Genomic DNA, 26,043 nt, shown 5'->3' with positions numbered 1-26,043 from the left:
TAATAATTATTGAACATACCATTTACGCCAAGCTGTAGAACTTCTAATGGCTATCCATAACAACATTAAGGCAATTAATCCCCCATTTTGGGGGGCATCAAAAGCAAATAAAACTAATAAAATACAAATAATATCTTCAATGCAAATCACCCAAATAGGTAAACCCCTTAAACGAAAAAACCAACCCACTTGAACCAACTTTAAAACAAAAGCTAAGACTCCCCCAATCACACCCATTAACCATAAGGGACTCACGTCTAAATTAGCCATTTTCACCACAGCAACCGCTAATAATCCGCCCACTAAAGGACTAAAAACTAATTGTATAATCTGTAAAATACGCTGACCGAGTAACTTTTTTGAGCCGAATAATTCAAACAAAGACCAACTGGTTAAAACCCCAATTAAAACTTTAGGAGGAATGGCAGCCAGTACAGGAACTTGTGACCATAAATCACTACGAAGCAAGCCAATCATTAATAAAGGTAACGCAATTCTCATTCCGGCTGCTGCCGATGCAGAAAGGATCGCTAAAATACCAATAATCATCTGACTGTTACCATAAAGTCGTCTATTTTCTATTGTCTCGTACTCTTGTACAATAAAAGCGATCGCCGTTTACTAGCCCTATCATGGTTGAAGTTCCCAACACTTTAGAACAAGCCGTAACCCAAGCCAAACAAGCCGCTAAACTCGCCCTAGAAGCAGGGGTAGGACGCATTTGCTTAGAAATTGTTATCCCAGAGATTGCCCTACAAGCCCAACCCTTAGCCTTAGAGTTTACCACCTTATTCGAGGGCCAAGAATCAGGGTTAAAAGTGATCTTTCCCGATACCGGGGCCGCTGCCTTAGCCAGACGAGACTGGGGAGAAACCCCTTTTCAGGTAACTGACTTAGGGAGTCGGGCCACTTCTGTCGAAAAGAAAATTTCTGAGGCTGACGAAGCCTTTTTATTAGTCAGTCCCTCGTCTGTAGAAGTGGAAACGGTAGAAAAACTATGTAATTTAGCCGGCCATCGCCCGGTTATTCTGCTGATTCCCCAGTTAGAAGATGTGTCTATTGTGGGTATTGGTTACGCAGCCCGTCAACTTAGAGAACGGTTTATTAGTACCTTAGAATCGGTTTATTATTTTCGACCGTTAGATGGGGTGGTGGTGTTGCGTTCTTATCCTTCTCCTTGGTTGGTGTATTTAGAAAAAGAAGAGGGTTATGAGTTAATCGCAGAACAAAGCCAAAAACCCATGGGAGAAGCATTGGACATTTTAGTTAATAATGCGTTGAAAGGAGAAGAGGATAATAGTGATCAACCTCAATCTAAAAAATCAGGAATTTTTGCTAGTATGCAAAGTTTTTTGAAGGCATTGAGTCAATAAATCTGAGGAGACTGACATCTTGCATCAGTACAAGAAAACTTAATAATTATGAGAAGGTAATTAATTGTGAATAAGTTAGCGTCACAATGAAATACGATTGCCTCTGGCCAACCCCCCTGCTCCCCTTTGAAACAGCCCTGCCCTTTCAAAGGGGAGCAGAGGGGTCAATGTTAGGAAAGAACTCTCGATTTTTTAACGGTGAATAAAGACCCCTAGTCCGATTAAAATAATCCCCCAGAGTTTCTGTTCTCTAATGTCTTCTTTTAGGATAAGTTTAGCCCCTAACATACTAATAATATAAGTTAAAGCTGTAGCGGGACGGACAAAGCTGATATCTGCCCAACTTAAGACAGAGATGAAACTAAAAAACGCAATTCCTTGACAAGCAATTCCACTGATGATAATGGGATTAGTGATCACTTTGATCACCATTTTTGTTACTTCTACAAAAGTTATTTTTTTGAGTTCTCCTATTCTTTTCATTCCTAGGGCTAACAATAAGTCTCCACTGGCATCAGAGATAGAACTAATCATAATTGCTAACCAGGTTTTAGACACCGCTAGACTAAAGGGTAGAAAAAATAAGGGTAAATTACGAGACTTCATATTACCGTGATAATCTTGAGAAAATTGTGAGGTTTGACTATCACTTAATCCCACAAATAATACACCACAGGAAATGACTAATGTGCTTATCCAGCGCATTCCGGTGACATCTTCTCCTAAAATAGCCCAAGCAAATAATCCGTTTAAAACATAACTAGAGGCATGAATCGGTAGAACATAACTCAGGTCTAATTTAGAAATGGCGGTAAGATAAAGACTTAGAGAAACAATCAGAATTCCTAAGCCCATCAAAATCCAATAATTCGTTAAAATATAAGCTATTAAGTAAAAAATGATAGTTGGACTAGAAAAATCAAAACCGACAAAATCTTTCATTCCTCGACTCAGAAGGATATCGCCCAATACCTGAGTGATTGACAAAGATGCTAATAATAGAAAAGTTTTCACAGTGCTTAATAGTTACTCAATGAGTTTTACTGCCTTGTTTAATTGTCTCCTGGTTCTTTGTTAGGTTTCTATTAATTATTTATTAAACCTCCTGTTTCTATTGATGTTTATGTTATGGTTATTACAAATTTAAACCAGAAATGTTAACATTTTTTTCAGACATTATGGCCTTATCATAACAAAAATAAACAGAAAAAACTAATTTTTTGCTATTTTATAAATAAAACTAATCAATAACGCTACAAGCTTTAAATTACTCTAGCTAGGTATCTGAGATGAAGATCACTAAACTGAACGTCTGGCCATTTCTCAAACCTTGATTAGTTTGAGGGAGGAGTAAGAATAGGGAGTCAATACTACTCGGTTAAGCGCAAAACCCTAGCTGAGACTGCAAGGGAGACGAGCGACCCCGGTCGGGTTCCCCGACAAGCGTGAACGCGCGAGGAGAAGGGAGCTTTCTTGCGGGGGAGAAAACCGAAAAGCCCTCTCCTCAGCGAAGGTCTCCCTGCTCCTCTGCTTGCCTTAAAGAAAAGTCAAAATCCAAAACCTACGCAGTATTGGATAGGGAGTGACTTAGCCAAGCGATCGCATCGTAAAGGGATGACTGAGTTAACAGAGCAAAATGTTTCCTAGTATAGATTTATTTCTACACTGTTCAGCTTTTTTTAAGTCTTTTCTCTATAAACCAGTGTTTTAATTGCTGACGACACTCTCCTTCAAGAATTCCTGACAGCACCGAAAGACGATGATTAGAGGCTGCACTATCGGGTAAATTTAATACAGTGCGAATACTTCCCGACTTGAGATCATCGACCCCATACACCAATAATCCTAACCGAGATTGAATAATGGCACCAGCGCACATAATACAGGGTTCTAAGGTAACGTAGAGGGTACATTCTTCCAAGTGCCACGATTTCAGTGTTTGACTAGCTTGACGAATAGCGATGATTTCGGCGTGACCCGTGGGATCATGATGACATTCTTTACTATTATAGCCTTCAGCAATGATCTTGCCTTGACCATTAATCATCACCGCACCGACGGGAACATCTCCTAACTTGGCGGCAATTTCTGCCAATCTTAACGCTTGTTTCATCCAGTGACAATGGGTTTGATAGTTTCCCCAAGGATCAGGTTTTCTCATTGAATTATCTTTAAGCGATCGCATCTCTCTTAATAATTGTTGGGGACTGATCACTCTCTATCACTGATTACGATACCAAATGGATTCTATTTCTTTGGCAATGGTTTCTGGCGCAATTTTATGATCTTTAATTAATCGAGTAACATGACCTAATTTACGACCGACACGAGACTCGGTTTTCTCATACCAATGTACATAAGTATGAGGAAGATTAGCTATTTTCTGGCGTTTTTCTTGATAGTCATAATGGGAATTTTCATATCCTAATAGGTTCACCATCACTGCCCCTAAACAATTCAATTGAGTTGATCCTAATGGGTGATCGGTTACTGCTTTTAACTGCATTTCAAACTGAGAAATATCACAAGCATCTAGAGTATAATGCCCAGAATTATGGGTTCTAGGGGCTATTTCATTGACTAATAATTGCTCATCTGAAGTTAAAAAGAATTCAATGCCAAAAATGCCAACCACGTCTAATTGAGTTACTAAATGTTCAGCAATCTGCCGAGCTTCTTTTTGTACTGTTTCAGAAATATTGGCAGGGGCAATCACCCAATGGCAAACTTGTTCTTTTTGATAGGTTTCTACCACTGGATAGGTAACAATTTCTCCCTTAACATTACGAGCAACCATCAGGGCTAATTCTCGCTCAAAGGGAATATAGTCTTCTACCATTAAAGGGATATTATTGACCTTTTCTAATAGGTGGTTTAATTCTTCTGAATTCTTAATAATAAATGTCCCTTGACCATCGTAACCATGACGACGGGCTTTAATCACTAAAGGAAAGTTAAAATCAGTTAAAGATAATGCTTCTAAAGTGGTAAATTTGGGAACAGGAATATTGATACTTTTTAAATAACTTCGTTGTTGATATTTATCTAATAAAGGGGATAAAGCTGATAATTTAGGACGAAAACAAACCCCCTGACTTTCTAACTTTTTTAAGGCTTCTAAATTAATAAACTCGTTTTCAAAGGTAATAACGTCACATTTTTCTGCTAATTGTTGGGTGGCGTTAGCATCATCAATAGGGGCTAAAATCACCTCATGGGCGATCGCTACAGCCGGATCATCTTTGTGGGGGGTTTGTATTAATAAATCTATGGCTAATTTTTCCGTAGCGGTAGCCATCATCCCGGCCAGTTGACCCCCACCAATAACACCAACACGCTGATTACTCATTCTTTCTCTAACTTAAATAATAGACTGGGCGGTGGGCAAAGAACGCCCACCTAATCATTAATTTATTGACATCCTAGGGACTCACGGGTGCTAACCCCAGTTTTCGAGTTGACCCCTTCAGCGCGATCGCAGAGTTTATCCACTTCATAAACATCTAAAACCGCTAAACTAAAATCGGCCCCTGTAATTTTAGCATCATCAAACTTAGTCCGCATCATAATCGCTTCGGTTAACACGGCGTTGGTTAAATCAGCCCCTTTAAAACTGGTAAGATAAGCTAGACCATTGGTTAAGTCAGCCCCATGAAGATCAGCCCCGATCAAGGCAGAGCCATTAAAAACGGCCCCCCTGAGATCCGCTTCACTAAAATTAGAATCGGTGAGATCCGCATTGGTAAACTGGGCGTAGGTGAGGCTTTTACCCGAAAAGTCTTCCCCGATCAGTTTAACATCTTCGTAGGAGGCACTCGCCCCAGTGACGGCCGTCGAACTAGCAGCGTAAGCGGTAGGTGTTATTAACCATAGTAAGGAAAAGAGAACAACTGTTAATCTTAATAAGTATTTCATCCAAATAAACCCTAAATCATCTCTCGAAATCACTATTTTAGATTTTATCTTAATGGTTGAAGGTTAGGGTAATGGGATGACGAAGACGAAGAAATCGGAAAAACTTGCAACTAATCTGAGAATTACGTTAAATTTAGTTAAGTTGGATCTGCGATTTGAGCAAAATTCCGACATTTTATGGTTAACGTCTTGACAAAAGACCCATTTTGTATTAAAGAAACCAATTTTTGATAACCTACGAGAAACTTTAACCTATGAAAATATCTTGGAGAACCCTATTACTCTGGACTGTACCACTATTAGTGGTGGGTTTTTTCCTCTGGCAAGGGGCATTTCCTTCGGCTTCGACCCAAATGGGAAACAACACAGCTAACACCCGTATGACCTACGGACGTTTCCTAGAATATTTAGATTCAGGTCGTATTCTGAGCGTTGATCTCTACGAAGGGGGACGCACGGCCATTGTACAGGCGGTAGACCCGGAAATTGAAGATCGAGTGCAAAGATCACGGGTTGATCTTCCCATGAACGCCCCCGACTTAGTGGCTAAGTTACGAAAGTCTGATGTTCAACTAGAATCTCACCCGATTCGTAATGAAGGCGCGTTATGGGGCTTTTTAGGCAATTTATTATTCCCTATCCTCCTCATCGGGGCTTTATTCTTCCTCTTCCGTCGTTCGAGTAATTTACCCGGTGGTCCAGGACAGGCCATGAATTTTGGTAAGTCTAAGGCTCGTTTCCAAATGGAAGCCAAAACCGGCATTATGTTCGATGACGTGGCTGGTATCGATGAAGCCAAAGAAGAATTACAAGAGGTTGTCACCTTCTTAAAACAACCGGAACGGTTCACTGCTGTTGGCGCACGCATTCCTAAAGGGGTGTTATTAGTGGGGCCTCCTGGAACCGGTAAAACCTTATTAGCTAAAGCGATCGCAGGAGAAGCCGGTGTTCCTTTCTTCAGCATTTCTGGGTCTGAGTTCGTAGAAATGTTCGTCGGTGTGGGTGCGTCTCGGGTTCGTGATTTATTCAAAAAAGCCAAAGAAAACGCTCCTTGTCTCATCTTTATCGATGAAATCGACGCAGTGGGCCGTCAACGGGGTGCTGGTATCGGTGGCGGTAACGATGAACGGGAACAAACCCTGAACCAGTTATTAACGGAAATGGACGGGTTTGAAGGCAATACTGGCATCATCATTATTGCTGCCACTAACCGCCCTGATGTGCTTGACTCTGCCTTAATGCGTCCTGGCCGGTTTGACCGTCAGGTGATTGTCGATGCCCCTGATTTCAAAGGACGGATCGAAATCTTAGAAGTTCACGCTCGCAACAAAAAATTAGCACCGGATGTCTCGATTGAGTCCATCGCCCGTCGTACCCCTGGGTTTAGTGGAGCAGACTTAGCGAACTTACTCAACGAAGCAGCCATTTTAACCGCCCGTCGTCGCAAAGAAGCCATTACCTTACTGGAAATTGACGACGCAGTAGACCGGGTGGTGGCCGGTATGGAAGGAACTCCCTTAGTGGATAGCAAGAGTAAGCGTCTCATTGCTTACCATGAAGTGGGCCATGCGATCGTGGGAACATTAGTTAAGGATCATGATCCCGTTCAGAAAGTCACCTTAATTCCCCGTGGACAGGCCCAAGGGTTAACCTGGTTCACCCCCAACGAAGAACAAGGACTAACCACTAAAGCACAGTTAATGGCCCGCATTGCTGGCGCGTTAGGGGGTCGTGCAGCGGAAGAAGAGGTGTTTGGCTATGATGAGGTAACAACCGGCGCTGGTGGCGATTTACAACAGGTGACGGAAATGGCTCGTCAGATGGTAACTCGTTTCGGGATGAGTGAGTTAGGACCGCTCTCCTTAGAAAGTTCTTCCGGGGAAGTCTTCTTAGGGGGTGGTTTAATGAACCGCGCAGAATACTCCGAAGAAGTGGCCATGAAGATTGATAGTCAGGTTCGTACTTTAGCTGAAGAGGGCCATCAACTCGCCCGTCAACTGATTCGTGATAACCGTGAAGTGATTGATCGCTTGGTGGAATTATTAATTGAAAAAGAAACCATTGACGGCGAAGAGTTTCGTCAAATTGTGGCTGAATACACCCATGTTCCTGAAAAAGAACAGTTTGTCCCTCAGTTGTAAGTTAGGTTAGAAACCATAGAAAAAAGGCGCGAGCGATCGCGTCTTTTTTGATGTCAAAACTATCTAAAGGATGATGAATTTAAATAGTTTGTTAAGTATATTGAATGTAAGCGTAATTAATTTGAATAATGAATTTAGAGAATATTCCTCAAAAAAGTCAGAAGCTAATGAATCGAGTTGCTAATACCGTCGAACAAACAGGTAAAAAAGTCGCTCATCAAGTTTCTAATGTCGCCAACGATAAAGCAGAAGAGGTTACCGAAGAAGCCATTCAAACCGCCGTTGACCAAGCTTTAGATATTATACAAATAGCTGAAAAAAAAGTAAGAGAAAAAAATATTAATGGGGAGAGAGTTAGGCTAGAAGTGGGTGTCGGGGTGGTTAACGTCGCTCATCTGACCATAACCACCGATGTACCAGGAAATAAAAAATCTCCTTAATTTAAGTAATTATTGAAAGCGATCGCTTTTTTGATTCCAGTTACTTAAAATGTCTTTAATTAACACTTCTTCAATCCATACCTGAGCCACCACAGTTAATGGTAATGCCAAAAATAAACCAATAAAACCAAAAAAGATGGCAAATGAGGCTTGAGCGAGTAAAGTCACTGCTGGTAACAAAGATACCTGCTGCTTCATGACTAAAGGAGTCAAGATATTACTTTCTGCCTGTTGAATCAGAATATAAAGTATCAATACGGCTACCGCTTTCCAGGGTGCATCAATTAAAGCCAAAACGATTGGGGGAATACAGCTTAAAGCAGGGCCTAAATTCGGAATAAAGGTTAATAAACCAGCTAAAAGGGCATTAGCTAAAGAAAGTTTAACTTGCAGAATTGTTAATCCCAACCAGCTAAGAAGAGTAATGACCAGCATATTAAACAAAATTCCCTTAGTCCACCCCACTAAAGCAATCTCGCTTTTTTTGAGAATTTTGGCAGCACGGCGACGATAGAAAGAGGGGAAAAAAGCGATAAATAAGCGTATATAGGGATCGGGACTGGCAAGTAACATAATCATTACCACCGTCATCAGCAAAATATTTAACAAAACACCCAACGAACTTGAAAAAATACTATAGAAATTGCTGACAACTTGGGTGGCAATACCGGGTAAATCGCGAGTCAGATTTTCTAGCTTTTGAATTTCTCCGACAAGCTGTTCTGGAACTGTTTCTTGTAACCAGGTTAACCAAACCTGAATCTTATCTACAACTAGAGGTAATAAAGAAAGAGATTGTTGTAACTGATCGATAAAAGGCGGAAAAATTAGCCACAGAAAAACTGCAAATATTAACAAGAGTAGACATAAAGCCACAAAAATTGATACACCACGCTTTTTGATTCCTAACTTCATTAATAATTGAACTAAATAATTAATGGCCGTTGCCAAGGCTACGGCCGCAAACGTTAGCAAAATAATAAAGCGAATTTGCCATAAAATATAAATGGCGATTAGCAGCGCAATGACACCGACAAAGTTACTAAAATACAAAATATTACCTACTTGATTTCATCAAAAAGTTATTTTAGTTGTTATAAAAGCTTACCAACGTTCACGGACATCTCACAGTAGCGCAATGGTTTGCCACCCCTGTCCTCCAGAGCAGACTCCGTCGTTGTACGGTGAGTCCAGTGCGGTTTTGGGATTTCCCAAATGAAGCAACTGGCGAACCCGAAGGGCGGAGTAATCCCTGACTAAAAACATCAAATTATTTTAGACAATTAATATAGATATCATTATTAGATTATTTTCACATCGTCCAGAAGATAGATAATATTATAGCCAGTTTAAATGAGTTGTGAAAATTTTCTGTTTCTCGTTTCGGCGTTCTCTCCTCTCAACCAGTACCTTCACGATTTCAATAGACTAGCTATATTAGCTATTCGTAATAATCATATTCCTAAAACACAATCTTTATCTAACTCTTTAATACAATCTTCTAATTTTTTTTGTTACCAAGCATAAACACCTTAATATATTGATTATTATTATCATAATACAGGATAATAATAATTAAGTAGAATCAAGAATTAATTAAATTAAATAATTGAAATTGATTAATATTAGTATCTCAGAAAATAAAAAGATGTTCACAAAGTTACTCATTCAAGACTAAAAAGCAAGGCCCATGAGACAGGAATGATTTGTAATAAGGAAAATATATACTTTATACTATAGTTATTTCTAGGAAGTTTATCCTCAAAGGTAATTTCTTTCCTCCTTTAACCTAAACTCAGGGTTTTATCATGAAAACATCCAATCAGCAAAAAAAAGCCTTAGAAATACTAAAAATTCTCAAACAATTATATCCTGATGCTACTTGTAGTTTAACTTATGATAGTCCTGTTCAATTATTAGTTGCAACTATCTTATCAGCCCAATGCACCGATGAACGGGTTAATAAAGTAACCCCTGAATTATTTACTCGTTTTCCTGATGCTCAATCTTTAGCCAATGCTGATCGAGAAGTATTAGAAACATTGATCCGTTCTACAGGATTCTATCGTAATAAGGCTAAAAATATTCAAGGGGCTTGTCAAAAAATTATGCAAGATTTTGATGGAAAAGTTCCTCAAACCATGGAAGAATTATTATTATTATCTGGTGTGGCCAGAAAAACAGCTAATGTGGTCTTAGCTCATGCTTTTGGTATTAATGCAGGGGTGACAGTTGATACCCATGTTAAACGATTAAGTCAACGATTAGGGTTAACAAAAGCCACTGATCCCGTTAAAATAGAAAAGGATTTGATGGCTTTATTACCTCAAAAAGACTGGGAAAATTTTTCGATTCGGATTATTTATCATGGTCGTCAAATTTGCAAAGCAAGAACGCCTAATTGTCAAGATTGTCAATTAGCTAATCTCTGTTCTTTTATCTCTTAATAAATTATAGTACATAATATAATGAATACTCAAAAAATCAACAAAAATATTCTCATTATTGGTGCTTCTAGGGGAATCGGTGTAGGATTTATCAGACAACTTCTTGAACGAGAAGAAAGTGTTAAACTTTATGCAACTTATCGACAAAAAGAAACAGCACAAGAGTTATTTAAGTTACAGATTCAATATTCTAACTCTCTAAAACTATTACAGTTAGATATTACGGAAGAAGAACAAATCAGCAATTTAGCTAAACAGTTAAAACAAGAAATATCAGAACTCCATTTAGTGGTTAACTGTGTGGGTATTCTTCATGAAGATACTATTAAACCAGAAAAAAGTCTGAGACATATTAATACTGAAAATTTATTAACTTATTTCCAAGTTAATAGTATCGCTACTGTTTTATTAGCTAAACAGTTATCACCTTTCTTTCGTCATTCCCACCAGAGTGTTTTTGCGGCTATTAGTGCTAAAGTCGGCAGTATTGAAGATAATTATCTGGGAGGTTGGTATGGTTATCGCGCTTCAAAAGCAGCCCTTAATATGTTCCTAAAAACCATTTCTATTGAATATAAAAGAACTTGTCCCCATACGATTGTTGTTGCATTACACCCTGGAACAACAGACACTCATTTATCTAAACCGTTTCAAAAAAATGTCCCCCCAGAAAAGCTATTTTCTGTCGAAAGAACCGTTAAACAGTTATTAACTATTATTGATAACTTAACAGAAAATGATACAGGAAAATTCTTTTCTTGGGATGGTAATTGTCTTCCTTGGTAATTTTTACTTATCTTCTTTTTACTATAAAGTTTTGTAAAGAAAACGAGGCATTTTTCTCAGGTTGATGCTATTATCGAGACAGGCACAAGGAAGTACACCAAACTTCTAAAAAGGTATCGATTGGAGTCTGTGCCATCTGCTCTAGTCGACGCAATATTTTTAACACCAATGTCCTAAAAAGACACGATGGTATTACCCACAGCTTTTTAAATTAATGGTTTAAGAAGGTGTTAGGGTGAGAACCATGATCAACACCTGAGTCGGAAAGAGGATGTTGAGTTGCTTAACAAATATTGTGAGTTCAGTGTTCACTTTAGTTAGTCACTATCTAACCAATTCATTTATATTTCTAGGAGTCCATATCCTTTGTACACTGATTAAACCCGCCTCCGAAGGCGGGTAACTTGTTGTTAGGGTTACATCATTGTTCAATAACTTTTCCAGGCAATGCTATCGAGTTCTCTGAAGTTTTGAATGCTTATTGATCTCGATTTCGGCTCTGATAAAAGCCAAAATAACGAAGATTAACCAGAGTAGGGCGATCGCCAAACCGACAATGACATCACTGGGCCAATGGGCGCCCAAGACTAAACGAGACATGGAGATCAAACCCACCCAGACGAAGGCAAATATAATGACAAAAATAATATTTAAAAGTCTTTCTTGAGACTGATGCAACTATGAAAAATATTGATTACCATGCAAAATGTGATTGATTAAAAAGATTATTATCAATTATTCTTTTAGAAAAATTATTTTTGGAAAGTTATGTCTAGTTCTTTAAAAGAAAAAATCATTACAGCCCTTCAGGAAGCAAAAAAAGAAGAAAAAAGTCGCCCTGGAAATGTCAAAGAAATTGTCAAATCAACCCTTTCGCAAACTAATTTAGAAGTCAAAGAAGATTCTCAGGGAATTCGTTCTTTAGTTCAAGATGTTGTTTCGGCTGTTATTGAAAATTCCCCAAATGAGGGAGAAGACATTAAGGAAGAAATTACCGCAACTGTTGAGGGAATTATTGAAGGACTCAGTTATTCTAAACGTCAGAATATTTCTAAAACTCAACAAGAAGTTCAACAGCTAGAGTCCAAAATCGTCGAAGAAGAAAAAGATTTGGAAAACAACATTGAGATGGTACTCAAGGAAGTTAACGAAACTGCAAAAAATCATTCAAGCAAAATTCAGGAAACAATAGAATCCTCTATTAAGTTAATCCAAGATAGTGAAGAATTTGCTCTAATGAAAAGGCGTTACGCACAACTAAAAGCTAAATTAGCGGTTATTAGAGCTAACTTAGTTAGTCGTTATAGTGAACAGTTTGAAGATATAAAACCCTACTTAGACGAGGCTAAGTCTTGGTATCAGCAAAGTCAAACAGAACCTGAATTATTCAACGAAAAAATAACAGAGCAGCAGACAAAGCTAGAAAGCAAAATAGAAGAATCTGCCCGTACCCTGGCTAAAAAAGAGCGACATATTAAACAAGTTTTACGGGAGTTGTGGCAATCTTTTTCCACCGAAAAATCTGATTAGATACCTTGCTATTCTATGAATCATTATTCATTGATAACCATAGGGTCTAGTTGGTAATTATGCCAGTGGTGTTGATAGAGTTCAGCAATATGATAATGAATAACGTATTGAGGAGGTTTACCCCCTTTAACTTCAATTTGTAGAAAAGAATAAGGCCGTTTTTTATGAGAACCATGGCCATTACGACCTATAAATTTTAATGAGCGAGCAACTTGATGTTCAACACCTTGTTCGTCAGTTTCTTTGAGAATGGAACCTTCACGACGTTGACGGCGAAGACTGTGGCCACTTCCCCCACAAACGAGCCAATGAATAAAAGAATCAGCTTGTTGTTTATTTTCAGTATAGAGATGTTCTAAACAGTGAGCATGACCAGATAAAACTAAATCAACAATACCGGTGTTTTGGGGAATGTTGCCGATGATTTGAGCCACCTCATTAAAAACATAACGCAGACGATGACGCACTGCTAGGGTTTGTCCTTGGTCCCATTTGGTCTTTTCTGTCACATAGGGGGGATGATGTAAATAAATAACTCGTCCTCGAATTTCAGGATTTTGCCAAGATTTGATCAATTGATCTCTGAGCCAATGAAGTTGCTCAAAATCAATGGTAACTTGATGTTTATCGAGTCTTTTATCGATATCTAATTGTTCTTCTTCAATTTGGTTGATTTGTCCCTCTTTATCATCTAGCATTTCTGCTTCTTCTGTTTTTTCAGGATTAAGGGATTGCATTTCTGTGAGAATTTTTTCTTTTCGTGTTTCTAACTCTTTACGTCGTTTCACCAGTGAATGACGCATTAGTTCCCCTGCTTTCGTATCGGGTAAAGGAGAGGGTGCATTAAAGGTATTAGAATCAAGGGCAAAAAAATCAATGCCACCGTAAGAAAAAGTATAGTAACGATTTGGCAAACGAGTAAAGTGTCCGGGTTGATAGGATAAACAACGACTCCCATCAGGAGTGACACCATAATGTTTATCCAAATGTTTAGCTAGAGAATGGGAGGATTTAATGTCAGCTAAATAATCTAAAAAAGCTTTACTATAGGCTTTTCCTTTAAAAGAACCGTGCCAACCCACATCAAAATCAAATTTAATGGGTAATAGACGACGAACTCCCCAAGTGAGTTGAGAAAGGACTCCATAAACTAAGGGAAGATCATAATAATCGTGGTTACCAAGAACAGGCAAGAAAGGCAATTTAAAAATTAACTCATCATAGGCAATTTGTTTAGGCGAGTCACCCCCTACTAAATATTCTTTGTAAGGCTTAATAAAGTTTTTGTAGTAATATTCTTTTGAACCCACTTGATAAACCACATCTCCTGTATGAAGAATAAAATTAGCTGATTGTTTCAGCATCAATTCAGCAATTTGTCTTTGAGGGTGATTGTCATAATGCTGTCCACAACCGCTATCACCAATCACTAAAAATGAAAAGTCTGGATTATCTCTATTGCTGTCTTCGATGAAAAGTTTTGTTTGGTCAATGGCACGTTCTTTAATGACCGATTCTTGCCATCGGACTCTTTGTTTCATTTCGTTAATCTTAACCGAAATTGAGGGATCTTTAACAAATTGCATATTATAAAAGCTTCCTAAAATAAGGTGAAGGATTTATAGTTGATGAGTAGTGTATATTCTCATACCCAATTAAGTTATCAAACCTATCTAATCGTTGAGATAAGACAGAATTACTCTTATACTTAAAAGATATCAAGTTTTAAATAAGATATCAACTTTTAATACTAAGTCGTCAAATAATGTTTAGGAGTCAATTGAGCTTAAAAAGAAGAGGTTAACTTAAATTCGGTTATAATAAATTCATCGGTAATTAAAACTAATTGTTGTGCGACTTTTGATTAATTGAGTTAATTTTAATCCTTAAGGTTGATCACGTCTTATCATAATGCAATGGTTCGATAAAACACAACGACTGCTACAAAATAAAGTCTTAGCTAATCCTTGGATTAGACGATACATTTTAGTGGGATATATAGGCAAAGGTGCTTTATATCTATCCATTGGTATTTTAGCGGTTCGGGCCTCAATCATGTCGAATCACCAAGCCTCCGGAACCTATTTGACCTTAACTTTCGTTACTCATCAACCCTGGGGAAGAGGATTTGTCAGCCTATTGGCAGTAGCATTAGGAGGATATGTTTTGCGAAGATTACTTCAGGCAGTCCAAGTGTTAGAATCCTCTAACTTCTGGAGTGTGAAAAGTATTGTTCAACGTCTTGGTTATCTGATGAGTGCGTTTACTTATGCTGGGGTGATTTATTCAGCGTTTAAAATTGTCTTACAAATAGGAGAATATGATGACACCATTCAAGATTTAGCGAATGAAATTTTTGAGCAGCCCATTGGAGAATGGCTTATTCTTTTAGGGGGAATTATAGTGACAATGATTGGTGGTTTTTATATTTATGGTGCTTACACAGGTTCTTATATTAGTGAATTGCGATCGGTGGATATTAATTACCGCTTAGAAAAATGGACAATTTATATCGGTAAACTGGGCGTATTATCTAGAGGAATTGCTTTTATTTTAATCGGTATTTTCTTAATTCAAGCTGCCATTTATGGGACTGCAGACTTAGCAGGCGGTTTACAAAATGCCTTTCGCGAAATCGCAACTCAGCCATTAGGATGGTTGTGGTTAAGATTAATGGGTATGGGTTTAATGGGTTACGGACTCTATATGTTTGTTGCTGCTAAATATCGACGTTATGCCATTAGATAAAGTTTATTGGAAGCTAAAAAAGGTGAAAAAATTATTGACGATTCTATTGGTTTTACACTTATTGATTACCTTATCAGCTTGTCAAAATAGTGACGAAGTTGTAACCAAGGAAAATGAATTCGTTGATGTTGCTGCCATTAGTCCCAATATTAATCATTTTATGGGAAAATCAGTGTTAGTTCGCAATGATATTGTAGAAACCATTGGAACGAGAGGATTCGTTTTGGATAAAGATCATGTGTTTAGTGGAGAAAGAATTTTAGTCATTGATCCTTCAAAAAATCTTTTAACTTTTTCTAATAATAAAACCCCTGAAGTCTTAGTTAAGGGGACAGTTACAAAATTAAATTTAAACGAAATTGAAACAAAATACGGCTTAAAGCTTGATGCAGACGGTTATAGAAAATACGAAAAAAAACCTGTTATTATCGCTGAGTTTATGATGCTGTCTCCTGATCCTGGAGATATTAATGATAACGTTGACTTTTATAATAATCAGCCTTTAGCCATTAAAGGAGAAGTCGAAGCCGTCACAAATTATGGTTTAGTTATACTAGACGAAGAAAAAATCTTTAGCGCAAAAGATTTAATTGTGGTACAACCGAAACCCAGAATTGAACTTCACGAAGATGCAATAGTGATTGTTTATGGGGTATTACGTCCCTTCATTCCAGGTGAATTAGTACAAGCTTATAATTTAGATTGGGATTTATCAACTCAAGAAGAAATTGAAATTGAATACTCCCAAAAATACGTTTTAGTCGCTAATAAAATTCAACTGCTTGAACAAGAATCAGACTGAAACAATATAAAAGACTATTGCCTCTTGTCCCTAACCCCCCCCTGCCCCCTACCCCCCCTGCCCCCCTTTTAAAGGGGGGTGTTGGGGGGTGTGGGAGATGGAGGGAGGTGTAAGATATGAGTTATTCAGATAACCACATTTGAGCCGTTCTAGGGTTAATGGATAGGGTAAAGCGATCGCCGTCTAGGGTCATTTGGTGGTTATTCAGGCAATCTTCATAGAGACTGGGATTTTTTAAGCCCGAAGTGCTGAACTCCACCGAAGCATGATCCCCCCCTTTATTAATGGCAACAATGCCACAATCTCCCCGTCTGAAGACTAACACCAAGTCACTTTCGTATAAGATAGTCATCTGTTTGCCTTGAACCTGATTGTGAAAGCGGATCATCCGTTTAATATCGTCTCGTTTAAACGCATCACACCAGCGATCGTGGTCTTCAGGATATCTGTGAACGGATTCGTTATGATCGGAGTAAATTAAAGGCAGTCCGCCATCTTTACCCACAATATAGGCATAAGCTAAATTTTCATCGGTGCGATCGAGTAACAAGTTACGAAAATCCTCATTATGAGGAAGATCATGATTGACCACAAAAGTAACGGACCTCGTCCAAGGTAAACCATTATTCTCGTTTTCAGGGCGGGCCAGTGTTCTGAGAGATCCGCCCATCTCAAATGCTTTTCGGATGGTTTGAAACAAACGGAAATCATAGGCAGATATCCAAGTTTCTTCAAGAAAGGGATCTAAAAAGGTTTTTTCTTCATGATCATTGGTGGTCAACACTTCCCCAAACAAATAGCGTCCGGCCAATGAATCACTATCAGCAAAATTATCAATCATCCGCTTGCTGATATGTTTGATGGCATCAATACGGAATCCATCAAAGCCCATTTTTGCTAGAGCTGCTAACATGGTTCGTTGCTGCAACAACACCCAAGGAGAGTCCATTAAATCGGGTAAATCACTGATATCTCCATAGACAACCCGATGCCGGTCGGACCATTCATGGTCTTGAATATTTCCTGAACGATTAAAATCATGACCAGAAAATAAGCCCTCATTCAAATCCCCATACAATTTATTGGCTTCAAATAAGTCTCTCTTGTGTTGATAGTTCGCCAGTTCAGCGTTCCCTGGAAAGTTTAACCGATCTTCCCTATTTTCATTAGCCATATGATTGATGACAATATCGGCATAAACTTTTAGTTTAGGCTCACCGGTATGACATTGTTTAATCAACTCCTCTAGTTCTTTTTTCCCTCCCAGATGAGACAAAAGCACTCGATAATCTTTAGGTTGATAACGTTGCCACCAGTCCTGTGAGTTCACATCTGAATAAAGAATAGGTGGAATTAGTAGCGCACCATAACCTGCTTCTCGTATTTCTCCTAGTCTGTCAATAATTTCTTGATACTTCCAATTAAAGACATGAAGTACGACATCACTCATAACAATTTTTTCCTTTCGCGGGGTATTGCCTTCAGTTGCAATAACCCCATTGTACCTGACAATGACCCTCTAACCTAATTCTGACATCTTGCACCAATAGAAGTAAAATAGCAAAGAATTAGTAAATTTAGGAGTCGAGGAAAATTATGTCAGGAGTTGCTATTGCTGCTTTTGCTGGATATATTGTGATCTTTACAGCGATCGCCCTTGGATTATATTTCGGTCTTCGTACGGCCAAAATTATCTAATTGAGATAGGGGTTAAGGACAATTTAACCTTAACCCCTTTGGTTATACTGACATCTTGAACGTCTTACAAGAAGAGTCGGACTCAACATAAAATCCTGTTGCCTATTGCCACCCCCTCTAACTCCCCCTTTTGTTAGGGGGAGAACCCTTGCCTGTTGCCTATCTTCACACAGTGGCTTGAACTTCTAATGACTGGTTATCAGTTTTCACCGTTTCTATGTCATCTACCCAATGAATACAGATGGCCGCTAAAAGAATCGAAACCCCTCCTAAAACCACCACTAATAAGCGATTATTATCGAGAAAAGAATCCATAATTGATCCTAACCCCAAGGCTGCAATAATTTGGGGGATGACAATAAACGCATTAAACAGTCCCATATATAACCCCATATTTTTCTCAGGAATGATATGGGATAACATTGAATAAGGAATCACTAAGGTACTCGACCAAGCAATACCAAAGCCAGCCATAGACAATAAAGCGTAAATCGGTCGATGAACCCATAATAAACTGATTAATCCCAGGCCACCACAGATTAAACACAGAGAATGGGTCATTTTTCTTCCCAGTCTAGCCGTGAGCATGGGTAATACCCAAGAAAACAGAAAACAAACCCCATTATAAACAGCAATACAAATACCTGCCCATTCAATCCCTTCAGTATAAAGGGCTGAATTTTCTTCTACGGCACCAAAAATATTATGAGCCACTGCCGGGGGAAAGTAGAGAAACATACAAAAAACCCCTAACCAAGTAAAAAACTGCACCAAGGCTAATTGTTTCATGGTTTTGGGTGTGGCTTTGATTAAATCGACAATTTCCCCTAATTTATCTCCTGCATCTTTGTTTTCGTTTGCCTGTTGCATGGCTTCTAAATTTTTGGGGGGTTTCTCTTCTGTGGTAAACACCGTCCACAGTACCGTAAATAAAAAGACGGCCGCCCCGATGTAAAATGACACTTTAACGGTAAAAGGAACCCCTTCTGCTGCGTTGCTGGTATTACTCAGCCCAAAAACATGGGTTAATATCCACGGGGAAACCGAAGCCACTACCGCCCCAAAACCAATAAAGAAGGTTTGCATTGAAAAGCCCTGGGTGTGCTGTTTTTCGGGCAATAAATCGGCAATAAATGCCCTAAATGGTTCCATGCTGATGTTAACAGAAGTGTCTAAAATCCACAGTAACCCTGCGGCCATCCATAATGTGGATGAGTTGGGCATTAATACTAAAGCAATAGAACTTAAAATGGCACCCACCAAAAAATAAGGCCGTCTTCTGCCTAATGGTCCCCAAGTGCGATCGCTCATATAACCGATGATCGGTTGAGCAATTAAACCACTGACTGGGGCTGCTAACCATAATAAAGGAATTTGTTCGGGACTGGCTCCTAAATATTCATAAATTGCGCTGGTGTTGGCCATCTGTAGGGCCCAACCATATTGAATACCAAAAAAGCCAAAACTCATATTCCATAATTCAAAAAAGTTTCGGGTTCTATTGGGTTTCTTTTCTGTAGTCATCACGATTTTTTACTAACAACAAGCTGGCTATTAATCTGTTTAATAGCTTCGTATAATTGCGAGAGTAAAGTTAACCCAAAGAATTTCATTTTATTGATGTTTTAACTATCTTCTTTATTAGTCCAAGTTGCTAAATTTTTGGGGTCTTTTTACTCTCAACAAAACCTAAAATTTTCTAATTAAGCAAAGTCTAAATCATCGAATTCTGCTTTTAAATCCCTCGCCATTAACTCTTGAACCGCTTCTTGAGGGGTTGTTTTTCCATTAAGAAGGCGATACACTTGACGAGAAATCGGAATCGCTATTCTATATTTTCTAGCTAATTCTACGAGAACATTGGCAGTGTTTACCCCCTCGGCGGTACTTTGTAATTCTTCTAAAACTTGCTCTAAGGTTTTACCTTCTGATAAACCATAACCCACTCGATAATTACGAGACAAAGGACTATCACAAGTAGCAATTAAATCTCCTAATCCTGACAGTCCAAAAAAGGTTTCTGGAGAGGCTCCCATCTCATTACCAATGCGAATCATTTCGGGTAAAGCACGAGTTAATAGAGCAGATTTTGCATTGGTTCCTAACTGCAACCCGTCGCAAACCCCAGAAGCAATGGCCATGACATTTTTTAAGGTTCCTCCTAATTCTGTGCCGATGGGGTCGTTATTAAAGTAAACCCGAAAAATATCAGAAGAAAAGATTTCTTGTGCTTTACCGGCGGCTACTGTATCGTCACTAGCGACAACAGTGGCTGCAGGTAATCCTTTATCAATTTCTTTCGATAAATTAGGTCCGGATAAGACGACAACGGGATGGTTAGGAAAGCTTTTTTGCCATATTTGTGAAGGGGTAAGAATACTTTTTGTTTCTAATCCTTTGGTAGCAGTAATAAAGATAGTTTCTTCGGGAATGTTTAGAGCGAGTAATTTTTCAACGGTTGGCCGAACCCCTTTCATAGAAACAGCCGAAAGAATAACATCTGCTTCTTTGACAACTGAAGCTAAGGATTCACTACTACTTCTTGACCAAATTCGGACGTTATTTTGATCGTTATATTTTGCTAATTTTGCTAACGCTTGTCCCCATAATCCTGCGCCGATAATCGTTAAGTTGGTGGTTTGATTGCTCATTCTTTTATTATGTATATGTTGACTAATAAACTATCTTGACTTTGCTTTAAGGCTCTTTTTTAATGCTCAATGTTAACTTACATCTGATATCTCGTTTATCATTATAGACAATGTTAAATTTTTTGTAAATTAACATTTATTCCTTGACAATTGATCTGAATGTTATCTAGATAGCCTAACCTCTTATGTTTCAGGGTTAAACTTCGGTAATTTTAACCTTTAAACCATCACGAGGACGGGGACTGGGAAGGGTTATCAGTTCTAAGTCTTGGTTGGGTAAGAGTTGCCAATGACAGTTACGAACTAACACACTGGCAAAGATTCTCATTTCTAATCTAGCAAATTCTTTCCCTAAGCATTCTCTTAATCCCCCACCAAAGGGAATATAACAAAAATTTTTCTGTTTATCTGCCATATTTTCAGGAGAAAATCGCTCAGGGTCAAAGGTATTATAATCAGGAAACGTATCTTTTTGTTGATGGGTTTGGGCAATTTGATATTGTACTGTCCAATCTTTAGGAATATGATACCCTTGAAATTCAAATTCTTTAATGACTTTTCTAAATCCGCCACCCACTGGGGGAATGAGTCTTAAAACTTCTTTTAACACCTGTTCTAAGTAGGTCATTTCTTTTAATTGTTCTGGGGTTATAGTATCAGTAATATTAAGACTTTCTTGTTCTTTTTTGACTTTTTCCAATATATCAGGATGTTGCGCCATTAATAAAACAAATGAAGAAATTGCAGAGGTTAATGTTTCGTGACCAGCAAATAAAAGTAATAAAATTTGGTCTTTGAGTTCTTCTATTGTCAGACTATTTCCTTCTTCATCTTTTGCATCTAATAAAATACCAAGAGCATCATTTTTTTCATTAGGTTGTTGTTGTCGATCAATAATAATTGTTTCGATTTCTTGTAATAGTTTTGCCCGACATTTTAACGCTTTACCAAAGTTTGTCCAAGGTAAATTAATGGGTAACGTAAATAATCCTTGACACCAGGTTTCAAAGTAGCTGGCTAATTTTGTTTGAGAGGCATTCTCGGTGCTAATTAATAGACTACAAGCAACATCAAAGGTATATTTTCTTAACTCAGGATACCAGGTTAATTCTTTTGTTTGTAACCATTTGTCTACATATTGTTGCGTTATTTCAGTCATTTTCGGAATATAGCTATTTAAAGCCCTGGGTTGAAATGCTTGGGCTAATAATTTGCGTCTGGATGTGTGAAACGTACCATCTTTAACTGCTAAAGATAATTTTCCTAAAAGAATTCGGGTACTTTTTGGCCAGGTTGAGACAACATATTTATTTCCATTACGAAATAAGAATTGATTGGCTTCTGCTCCAATCATGGTAACAGTATTATTGCCAAAGATATTGGTTTTATAAACTTGACCATATTTCTTTTTTCTCTTCTTGGCGAAGTCAGGATCGAATAAAAAGCTAAGGGTTTCACCGATAAAAGGTAATCCTGTTTCTCCAGGGGGTAAGGCTACAGATTTTTGACTGTTTAAATTGGTCATTGTTGATTAAAACTGGAAATTTATCTATTTTTATTGTAAACAAAAAAGGGGCAATTTTGCCCCTTAAAACTAACTAAGAAAAAGGTCTTTACACCACGCTAAAGACAACTACAAATCCTAATACAGCCCCGAAAATAATCAAGGCATAGAATTGGGCGCGACCATTTTCTAGGTACTTTAAACCTTCACCACTAACGAGGGTAGCTAAACCAGTCAAATTAACTGCGCCATCAATCACACGATAATCCACTTCCATAATTTGACGGGCTAACCGACGACATCCCATTACAAAAACGTTGTAATAAACATCGTCGAAATACCACTTATTGAGGGAGAATTTATACAACGCTGGAAACTTATCTGCGATCGCTTTGGGATCAATTTTGTGCTGTAAATACATCAAAGAAGCGATAGTAATCCCAATCAAAGCAATACCAACGGAATTCCCGGCCATAATACCAAACTCGGTCCAGTCAAAGTGAGAAACCTCTTCTATCATCTCTCCAGGAGCGTGTATAAACTCCTCAAAGGTATTATCCCAGGGTTTACCCAATAAACCGATGACCGTCGAAGGAATGGCTAAAATAAGCAAAGGTAGAGTCATGGTTAAAGGAGACTCATGGGGGGAGTCACTATGGCCATGTTCGTCGTGACCGTGATCTTCGCTATCATGGTCTAATTCTTTCACATCCATGGCCCCAGGACCAAAGACAGGGGCTGCCGCCATTGATAACTCATTCCGAATTTCCATATCATTGCCTCTGAAATCTCCTTCAAAGGTCATAAAATACATTCGGAACATATAAAAAGCGGTTAAACCGGCGGTAAACCAGCCCACAAACCATAATAGAGGGTTTGCTTCAAAAGCTAAGCCTAAAATCTCATCTTTTGACCAGAAACCAGCAAAGGGAGGAATCCCACAAATAGCCAGAGTTCCCACTAAAAAGGCTAAAGAGGTAAGGGGCATATATTTGCGTAATCCCCCCATTAAACGCATATCCTGTGCCAATACGGGGTCATGGCCCACGACTCCCTCCATTCCGTGAATAACGGACCCAGAACAGAGGAATAACATTGCTTTAAAGTAAGCATGGGTCATCAGGTGAAAGAGTCCGGCGGTATAAGCACCGATACCCATGGCCATCACCATATAACCCAGTTGGGAGATGGTGGAATAAGCTAACCCTTTCTTGATGTCGTTTTGAGTTAAAGCAATAGTTGCCCCTAAAAATGAGGTAACGGCCCCAGTCCAGGCAATAATTGTCATGGCCGTGGGGATATGTTCAAACACAGGATACATCCGCGCCACCAAAAAGACACCGGCTGCCACCATCGTCGCTGCGTGAATTAAAGCAGAAATGGGGGTAGGGCCTTCCATTGCGTCCGGTAACCAAACATGGAGGGGAAACTGGGCGGACTTGGCCACGGGTCCGAGGAACACTAAGACAGCGAATAAACCAGCTAAAGCAGGGGCTATCATTCCCGAAGAAACTAAGTTTTCTAGGCGTTCCCCCATGAGATCAAATTCAAAGGTTCCGGTGGCCCAGTAAATGCCTAACATTCCGAGGAGAAGGCCGAAGTCTCCGACACGGTTGGTGACAAAGGCTTTTTGGCAAGCATCGGCTGCTGCTTTGCGATCAAACCAAAAACCGATGAGAAGATAGGAACACATCCCCACCAGTTCCCAGAAGATATAAACTTGCACTAAGTTAGGACTGATCACTAATCCCAACATGGAGGCACTAAAGATACTTAAATAAGCATAAAAGCGCACATAACCGGGATCATGGGCCATGTAACCGTCGGTATATACCATCACCAAAAAGGCCACAGTGGTGACAATAACACACATTAAGGCACTAAGGGGATCAAGGGTATAACCCATTTGTAACTGAAAATTGCCGGCTGCTGCCCATTCGATCATGCGATTATAGTCTTCATGACCTTGTATTTGACTCCACAACAGGGCAAAGGATAACACCATCGATGCCCCTAGCAAGGAGATGATAAACACTGCATTAGCTTGTCTGAGGCGGTTGGTTACTTGATTAAAGGAAATTAGACCTAAGCCCACCACCATTGCCCCTAATAGGGGCAATACGGGGATAAGCCAGGCATATTGATAAAGGGGTTCCATAGGGTAATGCCTAAATGATTTGTTCTCTATTTAGTTGATAACGCTAACTTTATAGTTATAGACTTTTTTTAAGGAATTTGTAAGCGTTCACCTATCAGCCATCAGCCATCAGCTATTTTCTTATAACACTGACTGCTGAATGCTGACCACTGACTGCTTTTTATAACACTGAATGCTTAGCCTCTCATTATTTTTAAGTTTATTAGTTTCAGTGCAAGATATCAGTTTTACATTGACAAAAATTCAATTCTAGGGATTAAGGGATCTTTGACTAAGCCAATGCCTTGAAAATCCCATCGTTGCAAAATGGCTTTTAATTGGGTTCCTGAGGTCGATTCTACAATAAAGCGATCGCTCACCTCTGCACTATGAGTATTAAGATAACTCCGGGCTTCAAAATTTTCTGGAAATACTAATAAATAGCTCACCGGTCCTTCGTCTTCCCCTTTATTAATTCGGGCTACTAAATATTTTCCATCTGTTTTTGAACGAACAATATAATAAATTTGTGAGAGCATAGTCAATCAGAATGTAGAATTTAGAATGTAGAATTTAGAATTACATCCACCTTAATTTGGAGGCTTGAAACAAGGAAAACTCTTCTTCTCTTGGTCGAGGGATGGCGAGGTTTCCTCGCCATCCCTCGACCGCTTTCATCCCCTTGAAATAGGAGGCGTAGAACCCTTTTTTTCGGTCATATCTTGCACTTTTGATAACATTAGTTAGTCATGATAGGCAATAGGCAATAGGTTTTTATTCATTATTAATTAATGAATTTATTTTAGGTTTTCTAATTTAATGCGAGGATCAACGGCTTTTAATAATAAATCCGCTAATAAATTCCCTATGATTAACATGGTAGCACCCATGGTTAAACTTCCCATCACTAAATATAAATCTTGTGCTGTCACGGCCTGCAAAACCAGTCGACCTAACCCCGGCCAATTAAAGAAAAATTCGGCAATAAATGCCCCTCCTAATAAACTAGCAAATTCAAATCCTAATAAGGTGATTAAGGGGTTCACTGCATTGCGTAACGCATGAACATAAATTACTTTATCTTCTGGGAGTCCTTTTGCCCTAGCGGTTTGAATATAATCTTGTCTCATTACGTCTAACATTTGCCCTCGCATTAAGCGCATTAAACCGGCAAAGCTGGTAATACTTAAAGCGATGGTGGGTAAGATCATGTGCCAGCCAATATCTAATATTTTACCAATGGGAGATAATTCTGCATGGTTTAAACTGGTCATATTTCCTACGGGTAATAAGGGGGATAAATATTGCGCTAAAATCAATAACACTAAGGCCGTAATAAAACTAGGAAATCCTTGCCCTAAATAACTAATTACCCTGAGAATTTTGTCTGTCAAACTACTTTGTTTAACTGCGCTTAAAATCCCTAACGGAATAGCAATCAACCAAGTTAAGATAATAGATGAAATAGCTAACAATAAGGTTGCAGGTATTCTTTCAGCTAGTAAAGAGGCAACGGAACGATTATAAACAAAGCTAGTGCCAAAATCTAATTCAGTGACAACCTGTACCAACCACCGCCAATATTGAACATACCAAGGTTGATCTAAGCCAAATTGCTCTGTTAACTGTTTAATGGTGTCTTCGGCAATTTTCGGATTTTGTTTGAGGGTATCTAAGTAATTTCCTGGGGCAATTTGAATAATAATGAAACTGAGCATCGAGGCTAATAATATTGTCAATAATCCTTGTAAAACTCGTTTAATGATATATAAAACTGTTTCAGCATCAAAGAAATTTATTAGCTTATTGAATGGGTTATTTTTTTTTGGAGATACAGTTTGAGTCATAATAATTATCAAGGATAGTTTTAT

24 protein-coding genes are annotated in these 26,043 nt (G+C 38.6%); 9 read left to right on the top strand and 15 right to left on the bottom strand.

The window, feature by feature from the left end:
• Positions 1–6: 6 nt before the first annotated feature.
• Complete coding sequence (locus C4E06_RS01595; protein ID WP_107666476.1) at positions 7–549, bottom strand: DUF4126 domain-containing protein; 543 nt, start codon at positions 547–549, stop codon at positions 7–9.
• Positions 550–632: 83 nt separating this feature from the next.
• Here C4E06_RS01595 and C4E06_RS01590 point away from each other — a divergent pair, with 83 nt between their 5' ends.
• Positions 633–1,373, top strand: a complete 741-nt coding sequence (locus tag C4E06_RS01590; RefSeq protein ID WP_107666475.1) for a DUF1995 family protein — start codon at positions 633–635, stop codon at positions 1,371–1,373.
• A gap of 192 nt (positions 1,374–1,565) precedes the next feature.
• Here C4E06_RS01590 and C4E06_RS01585 read toward each other — a convergent pair whose 3' ends face one another.
• The 4 genes from C4E06_RS01585 to C4E06_RS01570 all read right to left on the bottom strand — a co-directional run bounded on the left by C4E06_RS01585 (position 1,566) and on the right by C4E06_RS01570 (position 5,288).
• Positions 1,566–2,387 carry a hypothetical protein gene (locus C4E06_RS01585; protein WP_198648214.1) on the bottom strand — a complete coding sequence of 274 codons (822 nt, stop codon included), beginning with the start codon at positions 2,385–2,387 and terminating at the stop codon, positions 1,566–1,568.
• 655 nt (positions 2,388–3,042) lie between these two features.
• Positions 3,043–3,534, bottom strand: coding sequence for a tRNA adenosine(34) deaminase TadA (gene tadA / locus C4E06_RS01580; protein ID WP_107666473.1), 492 nt, complete (start codon positions 3,532–3,534; stop codon positions 3,043–3,045).
• 60 nt (positions 3,535–3,594) lie between these two features.
• Positions 3,595–4,722 (bottom strand): 5-(carboxyamino)imidazole ribonucleotide synthase, encoded by a 1,128-nt coding sequence (locus C4E06_RS01575; protein ID WP_107666472.1) that lies wholly within the window; start codon positions 4,720–4,722, stop codon positions 3,595–3,597.
• A 62-nt stretch (positions 4,723–4,784) separates the two neighbouring features.
• Complete coding sequence (locus C4E06_RS01570; protein ID WP_198648213.1) at positions 4,785–5,288, bottom strand: pentapeptide repeat-containing protein; 504 nt, start codon at positions 5,286–5,288, stop codon at positions 4,785–4,787.
• 254 nt (positions 5,289–5,542) lie between these two features.
• Here C4E06_RS01570 and ftsH2 point away from each other — a divergent pair, with 254 nt between their 5' ends.
• Positions 5,543–7,429 carry an ATP-dependent zinc metalloprotease FtsH2 gene (gene ftsH2 / locus C4E06_RS01565; RefSeq protein ID WP_107666471.1) on the top strand — a complete coding sequence of 629 codons (1,887 nt, stop codon included), beginning with the start codon at positions 5,543–5,545 and terminating at the stop codon, positions 7,427–7,429.
• Positions 7,430–7,557: 128 nt separating this feature from the next.
• Complete coding sequence (locus C4E06_RS01560; RefSeq protein WP_107666470.1) at positions 7,558–7,869, top strand: hypothetical protein; 312 nt, start codon at positions 7,558–7,560, stop codon at positions 7,867–7,869.
• Positions 7,870–7,878: 9 nt separating this feature from the next.
• Here the strand turns inward: C4E06_RS01560 and C4E06_RS01555 are convergent, their stop codons facing one another.
• Entirely contained in the window at positions 7,879–8,922 is a 1,044-nt protein-coding gene (locus C4E06_RS01555) for an AI-2E family transporter (protein WP_107666469.1), read from the bottom strand.
• Between the two features lie 755 nt (positions 8,923–9,677).
• Here C4E06_RS01555 and nth point away from each other — a divergent pair.
• Both nth and C4E06_RS01545 read left to right on the top strand, forming a co-directional pair.
• Positions 9,678–10,316 carry an endonuclease III gene (nth, locus tag C4E06_RS01550; protein WP_107666468.1) on the top strand — a complete coding sequence of 213 codons (639 nt, stop codon included), beginning with the start codon at positions 9,678–9,680 and terminating at the stop codon, positions 10,314–10,316.
• A gap of 21 nt (positions 10,317–10,337) precedes the next feature.
• Complete coding sequence (locus tag C4E06_RS01545; protein WP_107666467.1) at positions 10,338–11,102, top strand: SDR family NAD(P)-dependent oxidoreductase; 765 nt, start codon at positions 10,338–10,340, stop codon at positions 11,100–11,102.
• Between the two features lie 450 nt (positions 11,103–11,552).
• Here C4E06_RS01545 and C4E06_RS01540 read toward each other — a convergent pair whose 3' ends face one another.
• Positions 11,553–11,780: a phosphatase PAP2 family protein gene (locus C4E06_RS01540; RefSeq protein WP_198648212.1), complete on the bottom strand. Its 228-nt coding sequence runs from the start codon at positions 11,778–11,780 to the stop codon at positions 11,553–11,555.
• A 90-nt stretch (positions 11,781–11,870) separates the two neighbouring features.
• Here C4E06_RS01540 and C4E06_RS01535 point away from each other — a divergent pair, with 90 nt between their 5' ends.
• Positions 11,871–12,632: a histidine kinase gene (locus C4E06_RS01535; protein WP_107666466.1), complete on the top strand. Its 762-nt coding sequence runs from the start codon at positions 11,871–11,873 to the stop codon at positions 12,630–12,632.
• A 23-nt stretch (positions 12,633–12,655) separates the two neighbouring features.
• Here the strand turns inward: C4E06_RS01535 and C4E06_RS01530 are convergent, their stop codons facing one another.
• On the bottom strand, positions 12,656–14,218 hold the full coding sequence (locus C4E06_RS01530; RefSeq protein WP_107666465.1) for a metallophosphoesterase: 1,563 nt from the start codon (positions 14,216–14,218) through the stop codon (positions 12,656–12,658).
• A gap of 325 nt (positions 14,219–14,543) precedes the next feature.
• On the opposite strand from C4E06_RS01530, the gene C4E06_RS01525 reads away from it, so the two are divergent.
• Both C4E06_RS01525 and C4E06_RS01520 read left to right on the top strand, forming a co-directional pair.
• Positions 14,544–15,380, top strand: coding sequence for a DUF1206 domain-containing protein (locus tag C4E06_RS01525; RefSeq protein WP_107666464.1), 837 nt, complete (start codon positions 14,544–14,546; stop codon positions 15,378–15,380).
• Positions 15,367–16,182, top strand: a complete 816-nt coding sequence (locus tag C4E06_RS01520; RefSeq protein WP_232826115.1) for a hypothetical protein — start codon at positions 15,367–15,369, stop codon at positions 16,180–16,182. Before C4E06_RS01525 ends, C4E06_RS01520 begins: the two co-directional genes overlap by 14 nt.
• A 121-nt stretch (positions 16,183–16,303) precedes the next feature.
• Here the strand turns inward: C4E06_RS01520 and C4E06_RS01515 are convergent, their stop codons facing one another.
• The gene (locus C4E06_RS01515) at positions 16,304–17,632 is read right to left on the bottom strand and encodes an alpha-amylase family glycosyl hydrolase (protein ID WP_107666463.1); all 1,329 of its coding nucleotides are present in this window, start codon (positions 17,630–17,632) and stop codon (positions 16,304–16,306) included.
• A gap of 146 nt (positions 17,633–17,778) precedes the next feature.
• On the opposite strand from C4E06_RS01515, the gene petL reads away from it, so the two are divergent.
• Positions 17,779–17,880: a cytochrome b6-f complex subunit PetL gene (petL, locus tag C4E06_RS01510; protein WP_008276699.1), complete on the top strand. Its 102-nt coding sequence runs from the start codon at positions 17,779–17,781 to the stop codon at positions 17,878–17,880.
• A 165-nt stretch (positions 17,881–18,045) separates the two neighbouring features.
• Here petL and C4E06_RS01505 read toward each other — a convergent pair whose 3' ends face one another.
• The 6 genes from C4E06_RS01505 to C4E06_RS01480 form a co-directional block, all read right to left on the bottom strand.
• Positions 18,046–19,404, bottom strand: coding sequence for an MFS transporter (locus tag C4E06_RS01505; RefSeq protein ID WP_107666462.1), 1,359 nt, complete (start codon positions 19,402–19,404; stop codon positions 18,046–18,048).
• Positions 19,405–19,583: 179 nt separating this feature from the next.
• A complete protein-coding gene (locus tag C4E06_RS01500; protein ID WP_107666461.1) occupies positions 19,584–20,531 on the bottom strand; it encodes an NAD(P)H-dependent glycerol-3-phosphate dehydrogenase in 948 nt (315 codons plus the stop codon).
• Positions 20,532–20,727: 196 nt separating this feature from the next.
• Positions 20,728–22,056: a cytochrome P450 gene (locus tag C4E06_RS01495; protein ID WP_107666460.1), complete on the bottom strand. Its 1,329-nt coding sequence runs from the start codon at positions 22,054–22,056 to the stop codon at positions 20,728–20,730.
• An 88-nt stretch (positions 22,057–22,144) separates the two neighbouring features.
• Entirely contained in the window at positions 22,145–24,193 is a 2,049-nt protein-coding gene (locus C4E06_RS01490; RefSeq protein ID WP_107666459.1) for an NAD(P)H-quinone oxidoreductase subunit 5, read from the bottom strand.
• Positions 24,194–24,420: 227 nt separating this feature from the next.
• Positions 24,421–24,711 carry a hypothetical protein gene (locus C4E06_RS01485; RefSeq protein WP_107666458.1) on the bottom strand — a complete coding sequence of 97 codons (291 nt, stop codon included), beginning with the start codon at positions 24,709–24,711 and terminating at the stop codon, positions 24,421–24,423.
• A 258-nt stretch (positions 24,712–24,969) separates the two neighbouring features.
• Positions 24,970–26,019 carry an ABC transporter permease gene (locus tag C4E06_RS01480; protein ID WP_107666457.1) on the bottom strand — a complete coding sequence of 350 codons (1,050 nt, stop codon included), beginning with the start codon at positions 26,017–26,019 and terminating at the stop codon, positions 24,970–24,972.
• Positions 26,020–26,043 lie beyond the last annotated feature (24 nt).

This window comes from Cyanothece sp. BG0011 (assembly GCF_003013815.1).
Lineage (GTDB): Bacteria > Cyanobacteriota > Cyanobacteriia > Cyanobacteriales > Microcystaceae > Crocosphaera.
The sequence above is the reverse complement of the archived record's forward strand: the minus strand, read 5'-3'. Positions and strand labels throughout refer to the sequence as shown.